We start from the raw sequence: 23952 nt of genomic DNA, 5'->3' as shown, positions 1-23952 counted from the left end.
GTAAGGAAACACTCGTGTTTAAAATCATATTTCCAATTGTTGTATTTGTTCTAGCCGGTTTCTTTATCTACAGGACATGGACCAATCACAAAGTGGCCGATGTAAACTTTGCAGAAGGTCAGGCTTTTCTTGCTGAAAACGCGAAGAAAGAAGGGGTAATGACCACAGAGAGTGGTCTCCAGTATCTTATCCTTCAGGAAGGTAGTGGTGATACGCATCCAAAATCAACAGACATGGTCAAAGTTCACTACCATGGAACACTTATCGATGGCACTGTATTTGACAGCTCTGTTGATCGAGGTGAGCCAATCTCGTTTCCGCTAAACCGTGTAATCAAAGGCTGGCAGGAAGGTGTTCAGAACATGGTTGTCGGCCAGAAGGTTAGGTTATTTATTCCAAGTACTCTTGGATATGGTAAGAATGGTACCGGTCCAATTCCACCATCAGCGACGTTAATTTTTGATGTAGAGCTGTTGGAAATTCAATAACTCTACTAAGAATGTTATCAAGGCCGAGGCATTCGCTTCGGCCTTGTTATATGCGGTTTTTGTATTGTTCGGGCGTCTCACCTGCGTATTTCTTAAACATCGAAATAAACGGACTTGCCTGTTTATACCCTAATGTTAGCGCAACTTCTTTTACCGACATTCCTTGTTTTAGCAAGGTCATTGAGTGTAGGTATTTTGCCCGAATTCGCCACTCAGTGAAGCTCATTCCAAGCTCACTCTGACAATGTCTGGCTAACGTTCTTTCTGTTGTATGGATAGCATCCGCCCACTCTTTCAATGACATTGTATTTAAGGGTTCTTCTTCTAACCTATCAAGAATCGGCTGAAGCATCTTATGCGTACTGCTGGGTAAAAAGTGTTGCTGTTCTTTGCTAATTGCGAGTTGATCGAGCAGAACATTAGCCAGCCTCTGATCGGGAATCGACTCAGCAATACTAATCTCTCGGCGTCTGAAATCGTCAATAATCGCAGTTACAATAGGTGTTACACTCACTAAGCAGGTGTGATCGGGCATCATGGTTGTTCTGTTTTTATCGATGTTCAATGAGCAATAATTAAGCGGCCTTCGGTTGTAGCTATAGTGCATTATCCCTGCTGGTACCCATATAGCTAAATGAGGTGGTGCCAAAAAGCGCATACCTTCCGCATTCAGTTCCAACGTACCGCCATTGATGATTTGCAGTTGTCCCCAAGCATGAGAATGCAATCTTGTCTCCGTATTTTCTCTGAACGCATCAAAATTCATAAAGATCTCAGAGGGAGCAATCTCAAGGTCTAACTTAGGGTGAAGTCGCGTTGTCTTAACCACTTTGTTCCAAATGTATTTTCAGTATCTTAAGTAAGAGGATAAGATATCTCAGATATTTTTTATATATCCTGAAATTATTTTCTTTTTCCACCTGTCCTATTATTTAAGTCAAACAAATACCGGATTAAGCACATGACAAAACCTGTAAAAATTACACTTTATCGATGGGCAGGTAGCTGGGGCCCTTTCAAAGTAAAAATCCCTTGCGGTGAGTGCACCCTTACAAAAGACATACTTAAAGATACTTTTGAAACAGAGTTGAATGGCATTCCTGTAGAGTTGGAAGTGAAAGACTGGTTATCTCATTGGTGGGAGCCTTTAAAACTTGGGGCATGGCACGCGCCGATTATTGTTGTAGAAGGCAAAGTAATTAGCCAGGGAGAAGCATTAAACCGCGGTGTGCTGGTTCAGTCTGTGATAAAAGAATGGACTGAAAGGGATACCCTAAAAGGCAACATCGTTTATGGTAAAGCCACTTGCCCATATTGTGTAAAAGCAAAAGAAGCACTTGATAATGCAGGTATCAATTACGAGTATCATGATGTCGTAAAAGACAGTGCAGCTCTGTATCGCATGATCCCAGAAGTCAAAGCGATTATCGGAGAGAAAACGCCAGTGACTGTGCCACAAATATGGATAGACGGTAAGTATGTGGGCGGCTCAGATAAGCTCGAAGAGCTATTGAAAGAGAAAGGGCTGACAGAGACACCAGACAATGTGCTGAAAATGGAAGCTGCTGGTTAATTTCTATCACATAAAGTAAAGCCCTGACTAAGTCAGGGCTTAAAAATTTTATTTAATCAGCTTCTTGAAAAACTTTTTCATGCTTGATTTTTTCTTTTGCGGAACAGGCTTGCCGTATAGCGCTTCATCGATCATTTTCTTTGCAATGATGTTACTTACGAACGCTGCACCAATATCGTTACCCATAATCGATCTCCAAAATGTAATTTAATTACTCATCAATTGTGATTATAGTCACATAATTTTCATTTACAAGATATTTGTCACATTTTTACGTAATTTAATTACATTAATTTCATCGATATAAAATTTCCAAAAAGTTTCACTTCCTAAGTGGCAGAAAAGCCTATAGTTTTAGTACTAACACCCATTTAAGAGAATTTTCCATGTCAAATAAAACGGTTTCATTGGTGCTCGGTAGCGGAGGAGCACGTGGACTGACTCATATTGGTGTTATTCGTTGGCTAGAAGAGAACAGTTACCAAATAAAATCGATATCCGGTTGCTCCGCTGGTGCTCTGGTTGGCGGTATCTATGCCGCTGGTAAGCTGGATGAGTTCGAGGAGTGGGTTACCGCTATCGATAAAGTCGCTATGGCAAATTTGCTCGATATTTCATGGCAGTCAAGCGGGCTTTTCAAAGGCGATAAAATCATCGCAACTCTTGTGGACCTTATCGGTAATATCACCATTGAAGAACTCAACATCCCATTTACGGCTGTTGCGGCTAACGTCGAAGAAGAGAAAGAAGTATGGATTAACTCTGGTTCTCTCTTTGATGCCATAAGAGCTTCAATTTCACTTCCTTTGTTTTTTACCCCATACGAAATAGATGGAGAATCTCTTATTGATGGTGGTGTACTAAACCCTGTCCCTATCGCTCCTACCTTTGGTGATAAAACCGATCTTACGCTGGCAGTAAACCTTGGTGGCGACCATATTCAACATCCAGAAAAACCAAAGCCAATACACCTTCATACGAACCCATCAATGAAAGCACGAATCAGTGGATATATAGAAAAGGTGCAAGACTCGGTATTCGACTCTCTGAACATCAACTTTGCAGCGTTCGACATTGCTAACCAGGCATTTGATGCAATGCAAAGTACGATAGCCAGACAAAAACTGGCCGCTTATCCGCCTGATAAGATCATCGATATTCCACAGAACTTGTGTGGGACATTTGAGTTCGACAAAGCGGAAGAGTTAATTAACTACGGATATAGAGCAGCTGAAGAATCATTTAAGGGATAATTGACTAACTGCCCCTACTCGGGGCAGTTTTGAGAACTGTCTTCAGTATGAGTTTTATATCTGACAATTATCCAGGTTTCTATCACGAGAATTAAACAAAGCATAAAGCGTCCATGGAATGAGTCCAGAACAAAAATAACAGTAGCCCCGATTGAAATATAGCTAGCTATCAGGATTCGCCACTTTTCTTTTACTGTTAACCCTATGTCGTTCCTTATGCGGGTAACCACTTCACCAATAAATCTATTATTCTCTAACCAGTGCAAAAACCTCGGTGAACTATTACTAAAACAGTACATAGCTAACAGTATGAAGGGAACTGTTGGAAGTAATGGGAGAAAGATTCCAAGGAAGCCCAACCCGGTGGCTATCCACCCGATTGAAATTAATGCTGCTTTTTTCACATTACCGCACTCGATAATAATTCACATTTTCAGACCATAATCTAATTTCTGGCCGTTGTAAATTAGTAGCTACTAGTGAAATGTAACTTAACCTAGCGGTGTTCTATTATGAGGATTAAACAATCCACGCTGATCAAAAAATGCTTTGATTTGTTTTTCTCTAAGCTTCTGAGATTCTGGCATCTCAGGGTAAGTATCGTCTGTTTTCAGTTTCCCGATACCGTGATTCCCAACTAGTTTTCCCCGCTGAATTCTCACTTTTTGAGCCCAGTGCGCCAACAGCCTTTTTGCAATGGCAAGCTGTCTCTCATCTTCAGGGAACAAGTTGACATGTAGATGATTATCCAGCACCTGACCATAGATGGTCGCTGGCATATGCATATCCTGGAGATCCCTGAGATAGTCTTGAAAAACAGCGGAGAAACGGCCTTCAAATCGAATATCCGTGAAAAGCTTGGTAATCGCACTGAATTTTTGATGATTCAGTTCGACCAAAAGATTTGCCACACGAGGGGCTGCATAACGCAATGCTCTCAATCTTTCCAGGCTTTCATGGTCGGTTGCCATCAGTACCGAATCAGATCTTACTCCTACGTCACTGATGCAATTTGTGCAGCATTTAGACAACTCATTCAGCGCTTTTTGATTGTCTCCATGCAACTCAATATAAGCAGCGCCTTGAGAATCAGTTGGAAAGTCAGGAATAGGCGGACAACCTTTTAACCTTCCACTTAGAGCATGTACGGCTTCGATACTTCTCTGATCCATGACTTCAAATGTTGCAACTAAGGCTTTCTGTTCATGTGACAGGTTGTCCTGACACTTATCAACGAACACTTCAAGCTGAGATTCATCCTGAACAAAAACCAGTAAACCGAGTTTTTCCTTTGGTTTTTTCCTTAACTTGAGAGCAAGTTCCGTGATAACACCGTACATTCCTTCTCCACCCAGAATCGCGTTTAACAAATCTTGCTGAGTAAAGAGTACTGTTCCTGCAATCTGCTGGTCTTCAGATTCTAATTGCTCATTCCCTTTTCTGGAAACCCAAAAATCACTGCCTGACTCGCCAATAAAGCGAATGCCTTCAATATGGTTTGCCGCTCTACCGTACATATATGAGGTAACACCAGAGGCATTGGTACCGGCAATACCCCCTATAGTCGCAGAACCTTCGAGTAAATCGACAGGCCAAAAATAGTCATTAATATCTGGATTGGCCGCCAATACTTCCTTGGTTTCATCATCTGCATCAAATAATCCTTTAAACCCGTTCGCGATCATTTTATGTAGATGAGCCAGTCTAAGGCCAGGTTCAACATGAACGAATATATCACCGGCACTATTTTGCCTCAGCCCAAGAATCTTGTTCATCTTCTGCATGGACATAATATGGCCGCCATTAGGAACAGCCGCTCCCGTCAATCCGGTTCTCGCCCCCTGAACAGTGATAGGAACATTTGACCGAAATAACGCTTTGATTATGCGAGAAACTTCTAACGTACTGTTAGGAAAAGAAATAGTGTCAGCGTAACCTTTAAAATAGGAAGCGTCGGAAAGGTGTTGTTCATATTTTTTAGACACGGGAAAAATCAGGTTGTTTAAATCCTGACTTTTGCGTTTTGTATTGTCGTTATTCACCGCCATCCCCTTCACCACTCCTAAGTTGCGATGTCAAAGCTAAGCAATTTGCGAACCAAAGTACAAAAAAACCTCAAAAATTATTGAGAGCTTGAATAACTGAAATTAAGAACATTAAATTTATTCTAATCAATACATTGCATATATTTTGTGATCAAAGCCTTTAATATACTATTAACAAACCTCTAAAATAAGACCTCACAGTCGAAATGTCGAAGGTTTGGGCTTGTTTCATCATAGTCGGAATAAGATCACAGACTTAACAGCGGAAAAACTATTTCCCAGATATCGTTAAAAATAAAATTACGTTAACATAATGTGATTGATGCTCCTCAACCTGTCAGCCTAGATAGAAGAAAACTACTAATGAGTAAACATAAAAGACCCCTATATATCCCTTATGCAGGCCCTGCACTGCTTGAAGCTCCACTTTTGAACAAAGGCGGTGCTTTCACTCAGGAAGAAAGGCAGTTATTTAACCTGGAAGGCCTTTTACCAGAAGCAATCGAAACAATTGAAGAACAAGCTGATCGCGCCTACGAACAGTACTCGGCATTTGAGTCAGATATGGATAAACATATCTACCTAAGAAATATCCAAGACACCAACGAGACCCTGTTCTATCGACTGGTACAAAATCACATCACCGAAATGATGCCAATCATCTATACACCGACTGTTGGTGCAGCTTGTGAAAACTTTTCTAAAATCTACCGACGCGCAAGAGGTTTAATTATCTCTTACCCGAACCGCGATCGCATCGAAGACATGCTGAACAACGCTTCTCGTAACAACGTTAAAGTTATTGTTGTGACAGATGGTGAACGAATTCTTGGACTTGGTGATCAGGGCATTGGGGGTATGGGTATACCTATTGGTAAGCTTTCACTCTATACCGCGTGTGGTGGTATCAGCCCTGCGTACACGTTGCCTGTTGTACTTGATGTCGGTACCAATAACCCTCAACGATTGTCAGACCCTATGTACATGGGTTGGAGACACCCACGTATTTCTGACAGCGAGTACAAAGCGTTTGTCGACGAATTTGTTTCAGCGGTCAAGGACAGATGGCCAGAGGCTCTGATTCAGTTTGAAGATTTTGCGCAGAAAAATGCGATGCCTTTACTGCAGCGCTACAAAGACGAAGTATGCTGTTTCAATGACGATATTCAGGGTACCGCTGCTGTAACCGTCGGCTCATTGCTTGCGGCTTGTAAGGCTTCGAATACTAAGCTTAGTGAGCAGCGCATCACTTTCCTTGGTGCTGGTTCTGCGGGTTGCGGCATCGCTGAAGCCATTATTGCTCAGATGGTTTCTGAAGGTATATCGGATAAGAAAGCTCGTTCTCAGGTGTTTATGGTTGATCGCTGGGGAGTGCTCTCTGATGATATGCCAAATTTATTGGACTTCCAGCAAAAGCTTGTACAAAAACGTACAGTTCTGGATAAGTGGGAAACAACTTCAACTCAGATTTCTCTGTTCGATGTTGTGAAGAACGCGAAACCAACGGTACTTATTGGCGTTTCTGGTGCCCCCGGTTTGTTTACAGAAGAGATAATTAAAGAGATGCATAAGCACTGTCCGCAGCCAATTGTGTTCCCTCTTTCTAACCCTACAAGTCGTGTTGAAGCTTTGCCATCTGACATACTCAACTGGACAAATGGTCAGGCACTCGTTGCGACTGGTAGCCCATTTAGCCCGGTAGTGGTCGGTAACAAAACCTATCCTATCGTCCAATGTAATAACAGCTATATCTTCCCTGGTATCGGTTTAGGTGTTTTGGCTGCGCGTGCCCGACGCGTCACTGATGAAATGCTTATGGAATCGAGTCGCGCATTAGCTGAATGCTCGCCACTTGCGAAAAACGGTTCTGGCCCTCTGCTTCCTCCTTTAGAAGAAATACAGAAAGTATCTAAGCACATCGCACTAGCGGTAGGCAAAAAAGCGATGGAGCAAGGTGTTGCCTCGAAACGCACAGAAGAGCGCCTGAAAGAGAAAATCGAAGAGAACTTCTGGGATGCGGATTACAGGCAGTACCGACGAAGTGCTGTGTAACTTTTATTGCATTGACTATACTGAAAAAGCGCTGATTCCAGCGCTTTTTTAGCTTTTTAGGTGAACAGAATTTAGTAAAGAACTACGGCCCCTGAGTTCTCACTTTCAGCGCATAATGGCGTGCCGCTACTTACAATCCTACACCCATTATCTTCAAGTGCTCCACCAACAACGATTGTCGAACCATCTCCATCTATTGCAACTGAAATCTCTCCACCAGGAGGATTGGCTTCACTAAGGAAAGGTTTGATATAAGCGCTCTGTTGCCAGTTTTGATTGCCATCTTTAGTAAACAGATATGCAGCACCACTATTTTTGCGTCCATCATCACCTCCAAGGCTGACATCTGAGGTTATCCCACTAAACGATGAGTCTTCACCAAGAGCACCAACAATAATTTTGTCCCCGGATGAGGTTACTGCAACCGAACTACCAAATTGGTCATTGTTTCCTCCGTTGGACGGTTTAATACTGCCAGTTTCTTCCCAGCCAGTTCCTTTGTTTTCAAACGTATATACGACTCCCGATTCCGGTGACGATGTGTGCAGTTGCGTTGCGCCAACTACTAAAGACGTTCCATCAGCATTGAGATCTAATGAGTAGCCAAAATTGCCACCATCTTCTGTTGTTGATGGTTTCACATAAGCTGCTTGTTCCCAGTTCGAGCCCGCCTTGGAATACATATACACCGCTCCTGCTCCCCCTGACGTGTTGTCGTGCTCCCCATCACCATTAGCAGAGATACCAGGATGACCAGAACTTTCCCCTTTTGCACCTACCGCTAAGCTCTCTCCATCATCACTTAGCGCCAGTGAGAATCCAAACTGGTCATTTTTGTCAGAATTTGACGCTTTTACGTAATGGGTCTGCGCCCAACCGTCAGGTTGTTTTTCGTACAAATATACCGCTCCTGAGTTCTGCAAGTTATTGTTATCTGGTCTAGATGGGTCAATAAAGCCTGAAAAATTCGAACTTTCCATTGGTGCCCCTACAGCCAAAGTGCTCCCATTAAAATCTAAACTGACGGCATTACCAAACCAATCTCCGGCATCGGTGTTTGATGCCTTGATATAGGCGATTTGAGACCATAGGGTTCCGTTGGTGTCATACACATACACGGCCCCGGAACCCAAAGCGCCATTGTTGTTTCCACCAGCGTGATCTGTATAAACTCCTGTGGAGTTTGAAGCTTCCTTTATCGCGCCGACAGCTAGTGTCTTTCCATCACCACTTAACGCCAATGAATGACCAAATCTATCACCAACATCACTGTTGGAAGCTTTAATAAAAGTAATTTGCTTCCACTCTCCAGACTCATTACTGAATAGATACACCGCCCCCGATTCAGACTTCGCATTTGAGATATTATCTATACCTCCACTGATGCCGTTGACGACTCTGTTTCCAGATGAACTTTCTCCGGGCGCTGATACAGCAAGCGTTTTTCCGTCAGTGCTGATACTCACTGCCGATCCAAACCAGTCACCTTCCGCTGAATTTGCTCCTTTAAAGTGGCCGAGCATCTTGTATATCTCACTCAGTTCAACGCTGCGCTCAGAGCTGGATAGCACCTGTGTTCCCACCGTTGCCATTACAAAATAATCATTAGCAATTGCATCAATCAAACTCCCTATATCAATGTCAGCGGTCAGGCTGTTTTTTACAGAGCCCAGGGCTTTACAAGAGTTATCTTCCACAAGGCTTTTTTCACAGACTGTATAAGTCACATCGACTGTACTACCGTTGGCAAGGGCATCATCCCACGCAAACGTTGCTCGTCGAATGCCTTCGGCTTCGTGATAATCACGAACCTCAAATGCAGATATTCTTTGTAGATTAAATGGTGTTAATACAATTTCTTGTGGTGGTGGAACGATAGGAACAATTGGAGCAACAGGTACCACATTATTTTCTGGAACAGGAAGAGGTTTAGGTATCTCGGGGGTTACCGTTTCGGTTGTTGGGGGTGGTACTGGTTTGTCAGGAGGAAGCGTTTCTTCTGTATCAGTATCAGGTACTGAAATATCTGGTAGAACCGTTACAGGTGGTGGAGAAGGATCCGGAGTGTCAGCTGAACTGGCACTCCCCCCTCCTTCACACCCAGTAAGAACTAAAGAAAAAACTAACGACGTTGTCAGTGTTATCAGAGGCTTTAATTGCAGATTTATATTCACAGGCACCCTCCGTATTATTGGAATAAAGATCACAATCAACGGCATAGAAACACATGTTCTACGGAAGGATAAGTACGGTTATGTATCTAAAAGTTATTTAATATATGCGATAAAAATCAATCAGATAAGCATTGACACGTGAGTAGCTATAGGGAGTATAAACGCTATTAGCGCTAGCACCGATAAAGCTCAATACAAAGCTTTACAATGTGATACATCATTGTAGAAAAAGTCGCCTATATACCTATAGCTAACTAGAACTTAGGAAGGTATGGGATTAGACCATTAGAAATAAAAAGAAGGGACAAGCGACAACTATGATGCACGCTTGTCTATGTTGTTAGCCATTTTAATCGATTTGGATACCATGGCCTCTTTTCTGGCTTGCAGTCTTTGAATTGCCTGGTCAATTTTGTTTTCGATAGCAACTCTTGAGCCTTTAAGTAATTTTCCTTTGTGAGTGACATACCAGTCTTTCTCACCACCCTTGTCATTGATTATTTTAAAACCTTTGTACTCAACAACCTGGCGATTAGTAGGACGACCCGGCAATGACTCGAAGCTATCGGGCGGAATGACAATCTTATTGTCGCACCAGCTATCAACGCTTTTTTTTATGTTTTCCAGTTTACCAGTAACAACAAGGCCATCTATTTTCGTGCTCCAAAGATCATCACCATCCGGTTGTTTCTTTAGATAATGGCTACGATAAAACGTTGTTTTCGCCGACCCTTTTTCTGAGTTATTTTCCTTTATCAAACGTTTAAATTGTTTTGAAAAGAAGCCATTTTTAAACATAGTGCTTACAACAAAAAAGCTAGTGGAAATTTTAGAGAGGCGATTCTAGCACAGTAAAACCAATCGCTTCGACAGCTAAGTAATCTATCAGCAGAGACAATGAGCCACATCAATTAGACTTCATGTAATAACACAACTAACCTTAACCAATAGGAATTCATCGCTAACAGGCTGACTAATGGGGAAGTTCTTTTTATATATTGTGTTAATTGGCTGTCTCGTACTTCCATCAGCCACTGTTTCGGCTAAAACCATTCGTTTGGCAACATTGGATTTTAAACCCTTTATCTGGTGCGAAAACGACGAAGTAAAAGGTATTTATTTCAAACTCATCAACGAACTCTTCAGTAGAGCAAATCAACCCTACACCATTAGTTGCTACCCATGGAAACGAGCGCTTTATCACCTTAAAGTCGGAAATGTTGATGGTTTGTTCGCAGCATTTAAAACTGAGGAAAGAGAGCAGTTTGCTGTTTTTGTCGAAACTCCATTAAGAAAAGCCGCCTACTACACAGTAACGAGAAGTGATAGCTTACTTGAACTACATACTACAGATGATTTGCGAGGGCTCAGAGTCGGTATAAACCTTGGTCATAGTGTTTCACCCGAATTCGATTTAGCGGCTAAACGTGGTGATATATATGTGGAGGAAGCCAGCTCCCTAGAACAGAACCTTAGAAAACTGATCAGCGGTAGAATCGATGTTTATGTGAATGATAAAACTGTCGTTCTCGACGGAGCCAATCGACTCAACATTCTCGACCAGATAAAGGTTCACAGCGATCCTATCAGTAAAACAAACCCTTCCTATCTATTACTTTCAAAAGCAACAGATACGGAAAATATGCCTAGTTTAGTCAGAGAGTTAAACGCCAAGCTCAGCGAGATGTGGGACGACGGAACGGTTGACCGGATATACGCAAGCGTTATAGACGAATAAGCCCCTATACGCGTATAGGGGCCGAACTAAGTGCTTACAATAATTTTAGCTTCGTTTGTGTATAAAACTTAAGAAGCGATGTATTTCTGTAATAATTCCAGCTCTCCCTGGAATGCGGTACCCAAAAGCGGCATACGCTTATACGTTTTTGGATCAAGCGAGTTAATCTCAATATGGAAACCCGGAGCCTGTCTGTCACGCTTCCACTGGTTTCTATGGAAGAAACGGAAATACTTAATTATACACTCGGCCAGATAGCTTTCGTTTTTGTCTTTATGAAGGCAAATCAGCTCTTCAAAAATCTCAACCGGAGAGTGATTCTGTTGAATATGCAGTTCAATAATCTTATCCAGCAGGCTAAATGGCATTAAGTCATCTTCATCGGTCTGCTCGACCGGGCGAAGCTCTGCCGTCGGACGTTGTTCATTGATATAGGAAAGTTTTTCAAACTTAAATGGTGCGCTTGAGTCGGCATCACAAACCATGGTGCCATCGGTCTCAAGCCACTGAAGAACGCGCAGAACACGAGATTTAGTCACACCACTAATAGGAGCAAGCACACCGGAGCTGTCACCATCCTGAGTAACATAGCCCACACTCGCTTCAGATAAGTTGCTCGTCGTGAGCAGAAGTACATTCTTAACATTCGCCACACCCCAAATCATTGGAGAGCGAGTACGCGCCTGAATGTTCTGCTTGAAGATGTCGTGCTCTTCCCAGTTGAACTCGATACCCATATTTTTGCTCAGCTCACTCTCATAAGCTTCAACGATATCACCCACTTCAAAGATATAGTGATCTGCACCAAGAGAATTCGCCAGCTCATTCGCAGCGGTTCTTGTAACGCTACCGCTATTACGACTCGGCTGATAACCCGTGGTCAAATATTTCTTCATGATGTCATTGGCATCAGCAGTATTAATATCTTCGACAAAACGGCTAAAGTAGCTCTGAGTTAGATCGATACCTTTGCGTTTAAGTTCAGACACTTCATAGTGCATAGAAAGATAGCAAAGCACAGAGACCAACGCTGAGTCAGCACCACCACTTAATGACAGTGCATAGCCACCTGTAAACGTCTTCTTAGACCAGTCTCGGAGACCCAAAGCGATAGCACGAACTGTCTCTTCGTGTTCAAGATTCTCGCTACTTTCCCATGCCAAGACACGGTTCTTTGGTGTTTCCTTAAGAGGCTGAGGGCGTTTATCTGTCGTGTAGTGATTGGTGTCTTTTACAGGATCATTTTTAAAGGTTATCGGAACAATAATACCGCTAGTATCTGTTGGTACTTCTGAATAACGCTGACTCGCGGTGAACTTGCTAATACGGCTTAAGTTGTTGGTGATGGTAGAGGTAGTAATCTCAACATCGGTAAAGTGCAGTCGTTCACCCTGATTCATAATTTCGCCATCAGAACAGATCAAACAACCACCGTCGTATACTGCCCTACCCGACTCACAACCATTCAGGTTACAGTAAAGGTAGGTAACACCATGGGCACGGCTTGAATCCTGAACAAGACGCTGGCGGGTCGCAAATTTACCAATCGCAAAGTGGCTGGCACTTGGGTTGGCAATGATGTCCACACCACAGTTGAAATAGTGAGAGGCCACACGATTAGATACCCAGCCATCTTCACAAATCTCGATACCAAATCTCAGGCCAGAGATGTCAAAGATAGGTGTACCAACGGGTACATCATAATCCAGGCCTGCCGGACGGTCGATAAATACCTCGTTCGACTGCCACTGAGTAAACCAACGCTGCTCGTAGTGAATACCGTTAGATGCCAGATTCTTCTTAAACGTCAGACCCAGAACTTTACCATTCAGAAGAACCGCAGCGGCGTTGTACAAGCGGCCACTAAACAGATAAGGCACACCCACCGAAACAATCAGATCTTCCGGCAGTTCTTCAGCCAGTTTAAGAAGATGCGTGAAGCAGTTTTCGATCATTTTCGGAGAATGAAAGTAGTCTTCCAGCCCATAACCAGATAGTGATAGTTCAGGAGTGACTAGTAGACTTGCTCCGGCCTCCTGTGCTAACTGACTGGCTTTGAGAATATTGGCCCGGTTCTGTGCCAATAAACCCGGAGTCTGGTTCAAACTGGCGACACTAACGACAACTTTTTTCATGATTTTTCTTAAAACTCTAATTGGAATATCAATACTGTCGCTAAGTATGCAGTGACTTAAGGCATAAGCCAATAAAGAAATATTTGAAAGCAACAAAAAAGACCTGCCGCGAACGACAGGCCAAGCCCTACTGGAGCATCAAAGGGAGTGTGACTGGGGAATTAAGCTGCTATCTCTCTTTTATCCAAAGTAAGCAGACGACATACATTGGTTGTGCCACTACCATCAACGGACTCAAACTGAGTAATCAACAGAGATGATATCTTGTGAGCTTCGACTTCATCTCTCAGATATCTGACGACGACTTCTGATACCGACGTGTCACTAAAATCTGGGTATTCGAAATAAAGTGGCGTGACTCCCCTGAGAAGGGTAAATTTGCCTAGTAGAGAACGGTCGCTACTCAGTGCCCAGATTCTAGCTTTACTGTTACAGCGCGACATTAACCTTGGTGTTTCTCCCTTTCTTGAAAGTACAACCACACCAAGGTGTTTGTGGGCTTTCGACGCTGTCACCATCGCAGAAACCGCGAAGCTTCTTTCTGTGTCTTCACAAAGTGGTTGTAGCTCCTCGAAACTGCTGGAATCGGGTTTGATGTCCTGTTCAGCACCACGAGCAATACGTACCATGGTTTCTACTGCTTCTACTGGATATTGTCCGGCAGCAGATTCTGCTGACAGCATGATGGCGTCGGTGCCATCAATAATAGCATTAGCGATATCCAGAACTTCCGCTCTGGTCGGAACCGGGTTTTCTATCATCGACTCCATCATCTGAGTTGCAGTAATGATTGGCTTACCAAAATGCCGTGCTCGCGCGATAAGGTTTTTTTGTGCAAATGGTAAGCGTTCATCTCCAATTTCTACTGCTAAGTCACCTCTTGCGACCATAATTGAATCTGAAGCAAGAATAAGCTCATCCATATTAGCCGGAGAGTCGATTATCTCCGCACGCTCAACCTTAGCGACGATATCTGCATTGCACCCCGCTTCCCTCGCCAACTCTCTAGCGTACTCAATGTCTTCTGCATTGCGAGGGAACGAGACTGCTAGAAAATCAGCCTGAATCTCAGCCGCAGTCAGAATGTCTTTTTTATCTTTATCCGTTAACGCTGGCGCGGAGAGGCCACCACCAAGCAGATTAATACCTTTTCTATCTGACAACTTTCCGCTATTTAAAATCCTTGTTTGAATCCATTCGTTGTTGTCATCAACTTCAGTAACCTTCAGTCTCAACCGCCCATCATCCAGCAGCAAGGTGTCACCAAGACGAATATCCTGAATAAGTTGAGGGTAATCAAGCCCGACTTTAAACTTATCCCCTCCCCGTTCAGTTACCCGACTATCGAGATAAAAAGTGTCTCCCTTAACGAGCTCTACAGCTCCCTCTTCAAAACATGAAATACGAATTTTGGGGCCTTGTAAGTCAGCCAAAATGCCGACACTCTTATTGAGTTCGGAAGCCAACTGTCTGACCATTCTCGCTCTAAGAGCGTGTTCCTCTGCGCTACCATGAGAGAAGTTTAAACGTACAACATTTACACCAGCTTTAATCATACTTCTCAAGGTTTCTCTTGAGTGACATGCAGGGCCTAAAGTTGCCACAATCTTTGTTTTACACATATGGTGTCCTATTTGTGTTTTTATTGTTTTAGTAAATATGTTGGTTTGCTAAGTCGATTTCTGCTTGGGGCCTGAGCAGCAACGATGACTTTTCAGGCCCGACATCATGATTAGGAGTGGGTTTGTGGTTTTAGCTCTACTTGTTGTTCATCATCTATATCGACAACTTTCTTAGCGTTCCAGACTGTCAGAGCAAGAAACAGAGAAACAACACTTGCGCCCAACCAGAAGTATTGTGCCTGGCCAAAGTCGTAATGAGTCACACCTTCAATCTCGGTAATCTCGATTAGATTCGCAGAAATAATTTCCTGTGCGGAAGCTGCAATGTATGAGAACAGACCAATGAATCCTTTTACTGCACCCACTGCGTTCTTAGGCATAAGGTCACATGCCGTCAGGCCTGCAAGGAAGACAACTAAACCACCAATGGCAAAACCAACCAAACTTAATGCAATTGCGTCTACAACACGACTTTCAGGGCCGAAGAACATCAAGCACATACCAGCGATGTTAGCGATTCCGTATAGAAGAGTCGGAATATGGCGGTTCGCATTGAATAGCTTGTCAGAAATGATACCCGATAATATTGCTCCAAACAGGCCAGCAATAGGGTACGTAGACATAGCGAATCCCGCGTCAATCAGGTCGTAGCCTTTTGACTCCTGAAGGTAAAGCACAGCCCAGGAAGACATCGCATATCGTGATGTATACATAGCGGCACATGCTGCGGCAATTAGCCATACAACCGGCTGCTTTAATACAAATAACTGAGCTTTGCGTGTATCTTCCGTCGTGTTTTCCTTCTTTATTTCAGGCTCTTCGTCAAAAGCGGTTGCTGCGTCAGGTAAGCCGTATGTCTGAGGTCTGTCTTTAAGCGCAAGGTACATACACCCAGCGGCCGCAATTGCCGCAATGCCTGCACCGACAAAGCCTGCTCTCCAACCAAGGTAGCTCACTAGGGTCGTTGTCAGAATCCATGTGATACCTTCACCGATGTTACGAGATCCACCCCAGACGGAATAACGGCTACCGCGTTGTTTTGGCGAAAACCATTGGAAGATTGAAACACAAGAAGGCGCTGAACCTACCGACTGGAACCACCCATTCAGTCCCCATAAAAGAATGAAGAACAAGCCCGAAGTGTTCATCCCCATCGCAATAGCAACCAGGCCAGATAAGAACAGGAAGAACGACATAAAGCGGCCGATATGGGCATAATCAGAAAGGAAGCCGTTCGAAAACTTACCAAATGCATAAGTGAAGAAGAAAGCGGATCCCATCAAACCTAACTCTTCCAGGCTAACGATGCCCGCATCCAGCATCGGCTTCTTAACCACGCCAAGGTTCATTCGTACAACATAGAATACAGCGTATCCAAGAACTAATCCCAAAAACACCTGCCATTGATAACGCTTGAAGCGCGATTGCATCTCTTGTTTAGAGCCATCCGACAACGGTACATCTGGCCGTGTTTTAAAAAAGTTAATCATAAAATCTCCGTGTTAAATAAAGTCATATTGGCTTTGCGTTTTCATCATTGCTTCTGATGACACACAGCTCAAAAACACGGAAATGGGACAAACCGGGCTCAAACAAATAAGTACACCGGGTCATTTTGGTCACTCAAGTGCTGAGTAGAGATTTTCACGTTGATAAAATAACAATTTGTTAGTGACAGGATGAGACATGTTTGTCCCCTGACAATAGTCAGCTAGTTTTCATTAAACTTTTGAAACTTTGAGTTAAAGCACGTATTGGAGTGATTTTGTGACCCTGAGCACCTTCGCAAAACTAATAATCCAGGCTGTAGTTTGTGTCACCACTTCATCGTTGAGCTACGCAGCCTATTCATCACAAAACAAGTTGATCGTACTATCTACTTTCTCCAAGGGTTCGCTGGAGGTACTGGCTGATACATTTGAACAGATGTATCCAGATGTGGACGTTGAGTTTATCTATCGACGAACTCAATCAAGCGTAAAACTGCTCTCCAGAGGAAACCGTCACAATATCGATCTTATCCTGACCTCTTCTCCCCTGCTTGTTCAAAGACTCATGCACCAAAACAAAATTTCTCCTATTGAGTACCAAGCCAACATACCAGACTGGCTAGAGAAATATGTTTTGTTACCACCAAATGAGATTGACGTGTTTGCTTATTCCGGAGCCGGTATTGTTTGGAACCAAGACTACCTCAAAGCTCATGATTTGCCGGTTCCAAACTCAGTAATCGAGTTAGCTAATCCTATCTATATGGAGCACTTGACCATGTCGCCTCCGAGCCGTTCGGGAACCTCTCAACTCATGCTGGAAAGCATCCTGAGCAAACATGGGTGGGAAGAAGGCTGGAAAATCGTGATGAACATCGGTGCTAATCTTGGAACCGTTTCATCACGCAGTTTTACCGTAAGTGATTACATCGCCAGAGGAGAATTCGGGCTCGGTATCACCATAGATACTCACGCCCTATTGCTGCAACGTAACTTCGATCACCTTAACTTCAAATATGCAGAAGAGTTCACTCTCTTCCCTACCTATCTGGCAAAATTAAACAAACCATCATTAAATCCATCAGTCGACCCATTCATTTCTATGGTTCACTCTAAGGAGTTCCAAACCAGCCTGGCTCAAAATGCATTTTCAAAAACCAGCCTTACCGACAATAGCTTGCATAGAGACGAACTGCCTACCCTAGAGCTGAGCAACATGATGATACGAGAGGAGTTGGTTAACCTGATTTTTGATGTTGCAGTTACAGAACGTCTCCCTACATTGAGAGAGCTTTGGGCCTCTATCTTATCGCTTGAATCCGATCTTCAGGGCAGAGGTAGTAAGAATAAACTAGCCCACCTCAAAGCCCGCCTTTTTTCACTGCCTGTTTCGGAGGCAGATATCCAGCGCCTTGCTTTACAGCTACAAAGTGGAGAGAACCAAGAAAGCGCACAAAACCAATTACTAACGACCAAATTTGCCCATAATCTAAACCGCCAGCTTCGTCGAGAAATGGAGAGTATTGAACAAGATATCCAATACATGAAGTCCGCAAACGGATTGCAGCAATGAAGCTAAGAAACTCAATTGGAGTAAAGCTTATTACAGCTTTTACTCTGTTCACCCTTCTTTTATGTCTGGTTTGTTCTGTCGCCTGGTTTGTCTGGAGCAGACTGAATGGGCAGGTGAATATCCTACTGGAATCCGCCGTTCCCCACTATAGCGCCAGCTACTTACTGGAGAGTCGTAGCAACGAGTTTCGTCATCAAGTCGAAATGCTGGTGAAAACCAGTAACAAAGCAGAACTGGCGGAACTGCAAGACACGATGAAAAAACAGTTCAATAGTATTCATCAGATAGATGCTATTGACGATAAAAGCGCGCTAAAAGCAAATTATGAACAGCTCGCTGTACAAATGTCCCAGCTATCAGAGCGTGTTTTCAATAAAATAAGCACCCAACGTAAAGTCGATAGTTATTACGAGCAACTTAGCTGGCTACATCAGGATATCAGGGATGAGTTGCATCCGCTGTATCACGAGTTGTTATGGCAGTTAGAACGTGATTATGAAGCTCCGAATAGAGCGTTTGAATTGCTCGGGTTTATTCAACGGGCTCTGGATTTGGAAAACAAGATCTTCGAGTTAAGTCAGGAAATTCATTCAAAACGTAAGTCCGAGTTTGTAAATAACAGTCTGGAAGTACTTTATTACCACCTCGAAGAGCTTAACACTTTAAGCAAGCCAATATTTGACCACCCTTCGTCCTTGTCGTATCAACAGTTACTTAAAAGCTTTAACGACTTGCTGCACAAAGAAGGACACTTTCACAAGTTACTGATTAAACGGGTTCTTTTACTCAAAGAACTCGACCAGCTCAGTCGAATAACGAATCAGCAGTTAGACAGTATTCATCAGCAAATTGCCAATGTTGTTGTTGACGCTGATCAAACCTTTCATAAAGTACAGAGTGACACATCAAAAACCGTCACCTATGGTAGCCGTGCCCTGATCATTAGCTTTAGTATCTCAATTCTCTTTGGTATTGCACTAACCTATTACTACGTTCATCGCGGGGTCGTGGTAAGGCTGCACAACCTTAGCCAACGAATTGATTCGACCATAAAAGGCGATCTAACCTACCCTTCCAGATTGAAAAGTTCAGACGAAATCAGTCAACTGGAACATAAACTTTCCGAATATGGCAATAAAGTTCAGGAAATGCAGCGAACTAACGCGCTCAATCTCATCAACAATACCACTGCAAGTATTATAACCTGTGATCTTTCCGGTAACATTGAATCCGCTAACTCAAGTGCGAAAGCTCTTTTAGGGTTAACTCAGGTTTCCTATCAACAACCTGTTTGGATTTGTTCTCCTTCGGGCAGTAAGCACCAAATAAAAACTATGTTCGAAAACAAGTCATCTCTGTATTTAAAACAGTATGACCAGCTCACCGTAGCGCATTTAATCCAGTCGAGGATTCACTACCTACGTTTCGACTTTAGACTGTTTGAGCAGACAAACACACATAAAGTCATCATCACAATCACTGACATTACAGAGCAGACTTTGACTGCAATGGAATTAGAGTCTTTAGTAGAAAAGAAGACTCGCGATCTGCGTTTAAAAAACAAAGAACTTCATTGCCAGATTCAGGAAAGAGAAAGAGCCGAAGAGAGCCTAAAAAACACCCAGTCTGAGTTAATACAGGCGGCTAAGATGGCTGTTGTAGGGCAAACCATGACTAGCCTCGCTCACGAACTCAATCAACCCCTCAATGCCATGTCTACCTATATCTTTAGCGCCAACCACTTGGGTCAGAAATACGGTTCCCAAAAGCTTCAAGATATGCTGGCGAAAATTGATGAGCTACATACCCGCATGAGCAATCTGGTCAATAACCTCAGACGCTTTGCCCGAAAAGACAACAAATCAGCGTCAATAGAACCCGTTGAACTTATGAAAGTGGTCAATCAAGCGATTACCTTAGTCTACACAAAAGCAAAGCAGGAAGGCGTATCTATCGATGTGAACATAGCTTCTGATGCGGTAGTGGTTGTCAGTGAACTTGGACTTGAGCAAGTGTTAATAAATCTTCTGGTGAATAGCTTTGAAGCCATTAGCGAAACCGTCTCTTCGAGCAAGAAAGTGAGCATAGAAACACTGGAACACAGAAATAACCTCTGCACCCTAATCGTCTCTGATTCAGGTACAGGTTTTAACTCTGAGATTACTCAACACTTATTTACTCCTTTCACCACAACAAAAGAAGTTGGCCTTGGGCTTGGACTGAATATTTGCAAATCCCTCGTTCATGCCAGCTCTGGAGAGATATATCTGGCCTCTAATTTAAGTAAAGGAGCAATGATCGTTATGGAACTTCAATATGAATCAAAATAGTTACTCCGTTCTTTTTGTCGATGATGACCATGATGTACTGGAATCATATTCTTATCTTGCATCTATCTCAGGCTTAATTGCTAAAACCATCGATGACCCAACTTCTGCTCTAAATCATCTCCATAAGGATTGGGTTGGTGTGGTCGTGCTGGATATGTACATGCCCAAAATGCACGGTTTAGAGTTACTTAGACAAATCAAAGAACTTGACCCAAATATCCCGGTCATCATTGTTACCGGACACGGAGATATCCCTATTGCTGTCGATGCGGTAAAAAAAGGTGCATGCGAGTTTATGGAAAAACCCATTAACCCTCCCGAACTACTGGAAACCATCAAAACACAGATAGGGTTTCGCAAATCCTTTATTGAACAAAAAGATAAAGTAAGTAAAAAAATCTGTCAGGAGCTGGCTGGAAAATCCGCTCAACTTAATGAAATTCGGCAGGATATCGCTCGTTATGCATTGTTGGATACCCATCTGATTATATGGGGAGAGACCGGCACTGGACGACATCATATCGCTAACCTTATCGCACAATCCGGAAGTTTAACGCACACGCCGAAGGAATTTAGATTAGCCAATGAGAGTGATGGTTTCAGACTCAATGAGCACCTGGATAGCAGTACAAGCGGTATCTTGTTTCTTTACGATCTTGATACTCTGGACGAGAAAGAGCAACGTCAGCTTGCCCATAAGCTGTTGTGCTGTGAACGCAATGAACAGCATAGGGTACGCATCATTGGCATTTTTGAAACAAACCCTGAAGTATTGGTCGCAAATCAATCGCTATTACCTGAACTCTACTTCCTACTTAACAGAGGGATGGTAAAAGTCCCCCCATTGAGGCAAAGGCCAGATGATATCGCGCCAATATTTCATTACTTCCTTAAGCAGAGTTGCAGAAATCTCGGTAAAACCATTCCAAAAGTCAGCTCTCACTACTTATCGGTACTACGTCATCACTCGTGGAGAGGAAACGTGCGCGAGCTGCGAAATATTGCAGAACTGTACGCTGTCGGCATCGTTAAACTCACTGGCAATGAGCGTACATACAGTAAAGAGGAGATAAAATCACCTCTAGATGAGTTGGTCGACGAGTATGAGAAGCAGTTAATTGAAGATGCACTTTATCTACACTCAGGCAAGGTAACCGAAGCCGCAAACCAACTGCATATCACGCGTAAAAAACTCTACCTGAGAATGCGTAAATACAACATAGAAAAAGACAATTATAAAACGCGTTAAGTAAAAAAGGGTCTGACCTTGCGGACAGACCCTTTTATTCATAGCTTATAAGTGGTTAAACATCGTAAGTCGTTGATGCAGTATCACCACCAGTACCAGTCCAGTTAGTGTGGAAGAACTGGCCGCGAGGCTGGTCTACACGCTCATAGGTATGAGCGCCGAAGTAATCGCGCTGCGCCTGAAGCATGTTTGCAGGCAGACGTGATGTCGTATAGCCATCAAGGAACGTCAATGCAGAAGTCATTGTTGGCATTGGCAGGCCGATTTCCATCGCTTTCGCTGCAACCTTACGCCATGCTGGCATAGCGTTTAACAAGATTTCTTTGAAGTAAGGATCCGAACCAAGGAACTGGATATCCGGGTTGTTAGCGTAAGCATCACGGATATTGCCAAGGAAAGCACTACGGATAATACAACCGCCACGCCACATCAATGCTACGTTACCGTAGTTCAGTGCCCAACCGTTCTCTTCAGACGCTTCTCGAATCAACATAAAGCCCTGAGCGTAAGAGATGATCTTAGAAGCAAGAAGTGCCTGACGAACGGCTTCAACCCACTCTTTTTTATCGCCTTCAACTTTGGCAATCGTATGACCGAACACTTTTTCTGCTTCGATGCGCTGATCTTTTAGAGAAGATAAGCAACGAGCAAATACAGATTCTGTAATCAGAGTCAGAGGAATACCAAGATCCAGAGCGTTGATACCCGTCCACTTGCCCGTACCTTTCTGACCAGCAGTGTCCATGATTTTCTCAACCAATGGCTCGCCATCTTCATCTTTATAGCCAAGAATGTCAGTCGTGATATCAATCAAGTAGCTATCCAGCTCAGTTGATTTCCACTCTTCAAAGATAGCCTGCATCTCGTCATGAGAAAGCTCCAGTCCCTCTTTCATAAAGTGGTACGCTTCGCTGATAAGCTGCATATCGCCGTATTCGATACCGTTGTGTACCATCTTAACGAAGTGACCAGAACCATCTTTACCAACCCAGTCACAGCACGCTTCACCAGCATCTGTTTTTGCTGAGATAGCCTGGAAAATAGGTTTAACATGTGGCCACGCTTCCGGTGAGCCGCCTGGCATGATTGAAGGACCAAAACGAGCACCTTCTTCACCACCAGAAACACCTGTACCGATGTAATGAATGCCTTTTTCTTCCAGTGCAGCAACACGACGGTTTGTATCTGGATAGTTGGAGTTACCACCGTCGATAATGATATCGCCTTTATCCAATAGAGGAACCAGCGCATCGATAAAGTGATCGACAACGTCACCAGCACGAACCATTAGCATCACTTTACGAGGCGACTCTAGTTTAGAAACCAGATCTTCCATCGAAGTCGCGCCGATGATGTTCGTACCTTTTGCCGGACCTTCCAGAAACTCTTCTACTTTTGAAACCGTACGGTTAAATGCAACAACCTTAAAACCGTTGTCATTCATATTCAGGATCAGGTTCTGGCCCATTACTGCCAAACCGATTACGCCGATATCACCTTTCATTCTTATCTCCTTAAGCCAGCAGTTTTGCTGCTTGTGAATCTAAATACCACTCGGTTTGACCGTATGTGGATTGAATTTTTGCCGCCGGATAAGGCAGTTGCTCTGCCGGCGTATCTTGAATCTCTTTTAGCACTTCTGCCTTGCTCTCACCCAGAACCAGATATGTGATTCGGTCTGCATTCTCTATCAATTTCGCGGTTTTAGAGATACGAACCTGACCGCTTTCAGGATGCTTAGCGATGATGGACAGTTCTTGATCGCTGAAATCTGTCTGATGTGGGAACAGAGAAGCTGTGTGGCCATCGGTACCCATGCCTAGAAGAATCCAGTCAAACGCAGGCATGCCTTTTTTAGGTGGAATCACCAGTTCCATCTCCTGAGCAAAACGCAGTACTTCTTTCTTTGGATCCGCTTCACCACGAATACGGTGAACATTTCCCTCTGGCAGGTCTACGTTCTTAAATAGAAGCTCGTTGGCTTCACCATAATTGCTCTCAGCATCATCTGGAGCGACACAACGCTCATCACCCCACCAAAAGTGAAGGTTTTTCCACTCAATGTCAGTGTTGTGTGGTGCTTGTGCCAAAGTCTTAAACAACAGCTTAGGTGTACTACCACCAGAAAGAGATATATGCACCGGACGTCCAAGTTTGCTCAGCTCAAGCATGGTACCGGCTAGTGATTCGACTACATTTTCTGGTGTTTCAAATAATTGATAATTCATTA

Annotated in this window: 19 protein-coding genes; 8 read left to right on the top strand and 11 right to left on the bottom strand. The window is 43.4% G+C overall.

Going from position 1 to position 23952, the window contains the following annotated elements:
* Positions 1 to 14: 14 nt before the first annotated feature.
* Positions 15 to 488: an FKBP-type peptidyl-prolyl cis-trans isomerase gene (locus SNR28_RS02785; RefSeq protein ID WP_375749500.1), complete on the top strand. Its 474-nt coding sequence runs from the start codon at positions 15 to 17 to the stop codon at positions 486 to 488.
* 46 nt (positions 489 to 534) lie between these two features.
* Here SNR28_RS02785 and SNR28_RS02780 read toward each other — a convergent pair whose 3' ends face one another.
* Complete coding sequence (locus SNR28_RS02780; protein WP_375749499.1) at positions 535 to 1317, bottom strand: helix-turn-helix transcriptional regulator; 783 nt, start codon at positions 1315 to 1317, stop codon at positions 535 to 537.
* Positions 1318 to 1449: 132 nt separating this feature from the next.
* On the opposite strand from SNR28_RS02780, the gene SNR28_RS02775 reads away from it, so the two are divergent.
* Positions 1450 to 2061: a glutaredoxin family protein gene (locus SNR28_RS02775; RefSeq protein ID WP_375749498.1), complete on the top strand. Its 612-nt coding sequence runs from the start codon at positions 1450 to 1452 to the stop codon at positions 2059 to 2061.
* A 48-nt stretch (positions 2062 to 2109) separates the two neighbouring features.
* On the opposite strand, the gene SNR28_RS02770 is transcribed toward SNR28_RS02775, so the two are convergent.
* Positions 2110 to 2247 (bottom strand): hypothetical protein, encoded by a 138-nt coding sequence (locus SNR28_RS02770; RefSeq protein WP_375749497.1) that lies wholly within the window; start codon positions 2245 to 2247, stop codon positions 2110 to 2112.
* A 200-nt stretch (positions 2248 to 2447) separates the two neighbouring features.
* Here SNR28_RS02770 and SNR28_RS02765 point away from each other — a divergent pair, with 200 nt between their 5' ends.
* Positions 2448 to 3314, top strand: coding sequence for a patatin-like phospholipase family protein (locus SNR28_RS02765; protein ID WP_375749496.1), 867 nt, complete (start codon positions 2448 to 2450; stop codon positions 3312 to 3314).
* Between the two features lie 14 nt (positions 3315 to 3328).
* On the opposite strand, the gene SNR28_RS02760 is transcribed toward SNR28_RS02765, so the two are convergent.
* Entirely contained in the window at positions 3329 to 3718 is a 390-nt protein-coding gene (locus SNR28_RS02760; protein ID WP_375749495.1) for a YbaN family protein, read from the bottom strand.
* A gap of 87 nt (positions 3719 to 3805) precedes the next feature.
* Positions 3806 to 5356, bottom strand: coding sequence for an FAD-binding oxidoreductase (locus tag SNR28_RS02755; protein WP_375749494.1), 1551 nt, complete (start codon positions 5354 to 5356; stop codon positions 3806 to 3808).
* Between the two features lie 366 nt (positions 5357 to 5722).
* On the opposite strand from SNR28_RS02755, the gene SNR28_RS02750 reads away from it, so the two are divergent.
* The gene (locus SNR28_RS02750; protein WP_375749493.1) at positions 5723 to 7411 is read left to right on the top strand and encodes an NAD-dependent malic enzyme; all 1689 of its coding nucleotides are present in this window, start codon (positions 5723 to 5725) and stop codon (positions 7409 to 7411) included.
* Positions 7412 to 7482: 71 nt separating this feature from the next.
* Here SNR28_RS02750 and SNR28_RS02745 read toward each other — a convergent pair whose 3' ends face one another.
* Together SNR28_RS02745 and SNR28_RS02740 are read right to left on the bottom strand one after the other, a co-directional pair.
* Entirely contained in the window at positions 7483 to 9585 is a 2103-nt protein-coding gene (locus SNR28_RS02745; RefSeq protein WP_375749492.1) for an FG-GAP repeat protein, read from the bottom strand.
* Between the two features lie 315 nt (positions 9586 to 9900).
* Complete coding sequence (locus tag SNR28_RS02740; protein WP_375749491.1) at positions 9901 to 10383, bottom strand: DUF3319 domain-containing protein; 483 nt, start codon at positions 10381 to 10383, stop codon at positions 9901 to 9903.
* A gap of 178 nt (positions 10384 to 10561) precedes the next feature.
* Between SNR28_RS02740 and SNR28_RS02735 the strand changes: the two genes are divergently transcribed.
* Positions 10562 to 11323, top strand: a complete 762-nt coding sequence (locus SNR28_RS02735; protein ID WP_375749490.1) for a substrate-binding periplasmic protein — start codon at positions 10562 to 10564, stop codon at positions 11321 to 11323.
* Between the two features lie 68 nt (positions 11324 to 11391).
* Here the strand turns inward: SNR28_RS02735 and nadE are convergent, their stop codons facing one another.
* The 3 genes from nadE to SNR28_RS02720 form a co-directional block, all read right to left on the bottom strand.
* Positions 11392 to 13458: an NAD(+) synthase gene (gene nadE, locus SNR28_RS02730; RefSeq protein ID WP_375749489.1), complete on the bottom strand. Its 2067-nt coding sequence runs from the start codon at positions 13456 to 13458 to the stop codon at positions 11392 to 11394.
* Positions 13459 to 13619: 161 nt separating this feature from the next.
* Positions 13620 to 15080, bottom strand: coding sequence for a pyruvate kinase (gene pyk / locus SNR28_RS02725; RefSeq protein WP_375749488.1), 1461 nt, complete (start codon positions 15078 to 15080; stop codon positions 13620 to 13622).
* A gap of 110 nt (positions 15081 to 15190) precedes the next feature.
* Positions 15191 to 16570: an MFS transporter gene (locus SNR28_RS02720; RefSeq protein ID WP_375749487.1), complete on the bottom strand. Its 1380-nt coding sequence runs from the start codon at positions 16568 to 16570 to the stop codon at positions 15191 to 15193.
* 277 nt (positions 16571 to 16847) lie between these two features.
* Here SNR28_RS02720 and SNR28_RS02715 point away from each other — a divergent pair, with 277 nt between their 5' ends.
* The 3 genes from SNR28_RS02715 to SNR28_RS02705 are packed head-to-tail and all read left to right on the top strand — an operon-like array spanning position 16848 to position 21722.
* On the top strand, positions 16848 to 18143 hold the full coding sequence (locus SNR28_RS02715; RefSeq protein WP_375749486.1) for an ABC transporter substrate-binding protein: 1296 nt from the start codon (positions 16848 to 16850) through the stop codon (positions 18141 to 18143).
* Positions 18140 to 20473, top strand: coding sequence for an ATP-binding protein (locus SNR28_RS02710; protein ID WP_375749485.1), 2334 nt, complete (start codon positions 18140 to 18142; stop codon positions 20471 to 20473). Before SNR28_RS02715 ends, SNR28_RS02710 begins: the two co-directional genes overlap by 4 nt.
* A complete protein-coding gene (locus tag SNR28_RS02705) occupies positions 20460 to 21722 on the top strand; it encodes a sigma-54-dependent transcriptional regulator (RefSeq protein ID WP_375749484.1) in 1263 nt (420 codons plus the stop codon). Before SNR28_RS02710 ends, SNR28_RS02705 begins: the two co-directional genes overlap by 14 nt.
* Positions 21723 to 21777: 55 nt before the next feature.
* Here the strand turns inward: SNR28_RS02705 and gnd are convergent, their stop codons facing one another.
* Both gnd and pgl read right to left on the bottom strand, forming a co-directional pair.
* Entirely contained in the window at positions 21778 to 23226 is a 1449-nt protein-coding gene (gene gnd, locus SNR28_RS02700) for a decarboxylating NADP(+)-dependent phosphogluconate dehydrogenase (protein ID WP_375749483.1), read from the bottom strand.
* A gap of 10 nt (positions 23227 to 23236) precedes the next feature.
* The gene (gene pgl, locus SNR28_RS02695; protein ID WP_375749482.1) at positions 23237 to 23950 is read right to left on the bottom strand and encodes a 6-phosphogluconolactonase; all 714 of its coding nucleotides are present in this window, start codon (positions 23948 to 23950) and stop codon (positions 23237 to 23239) included.
* Positions 23951 to 23952 lie beyond the last annotated feature (2 nt).

Origin of the sequence: Vibrio iocasae (genome assembly GCF_042245395.1) — a bacterium.
GTDB classification, from domain to species: Bacteria; Pseudomonadota; Gammaproteobacteria; order Enterobacterales; family Vibrionaceae; genus Vibrio; species Vibrio iocasae.
The sequence above is the reverse complement of the archived record's forward strand: the minus strand, read 5'-3'. Positions and strand labels throughout refer to the sequence as shown.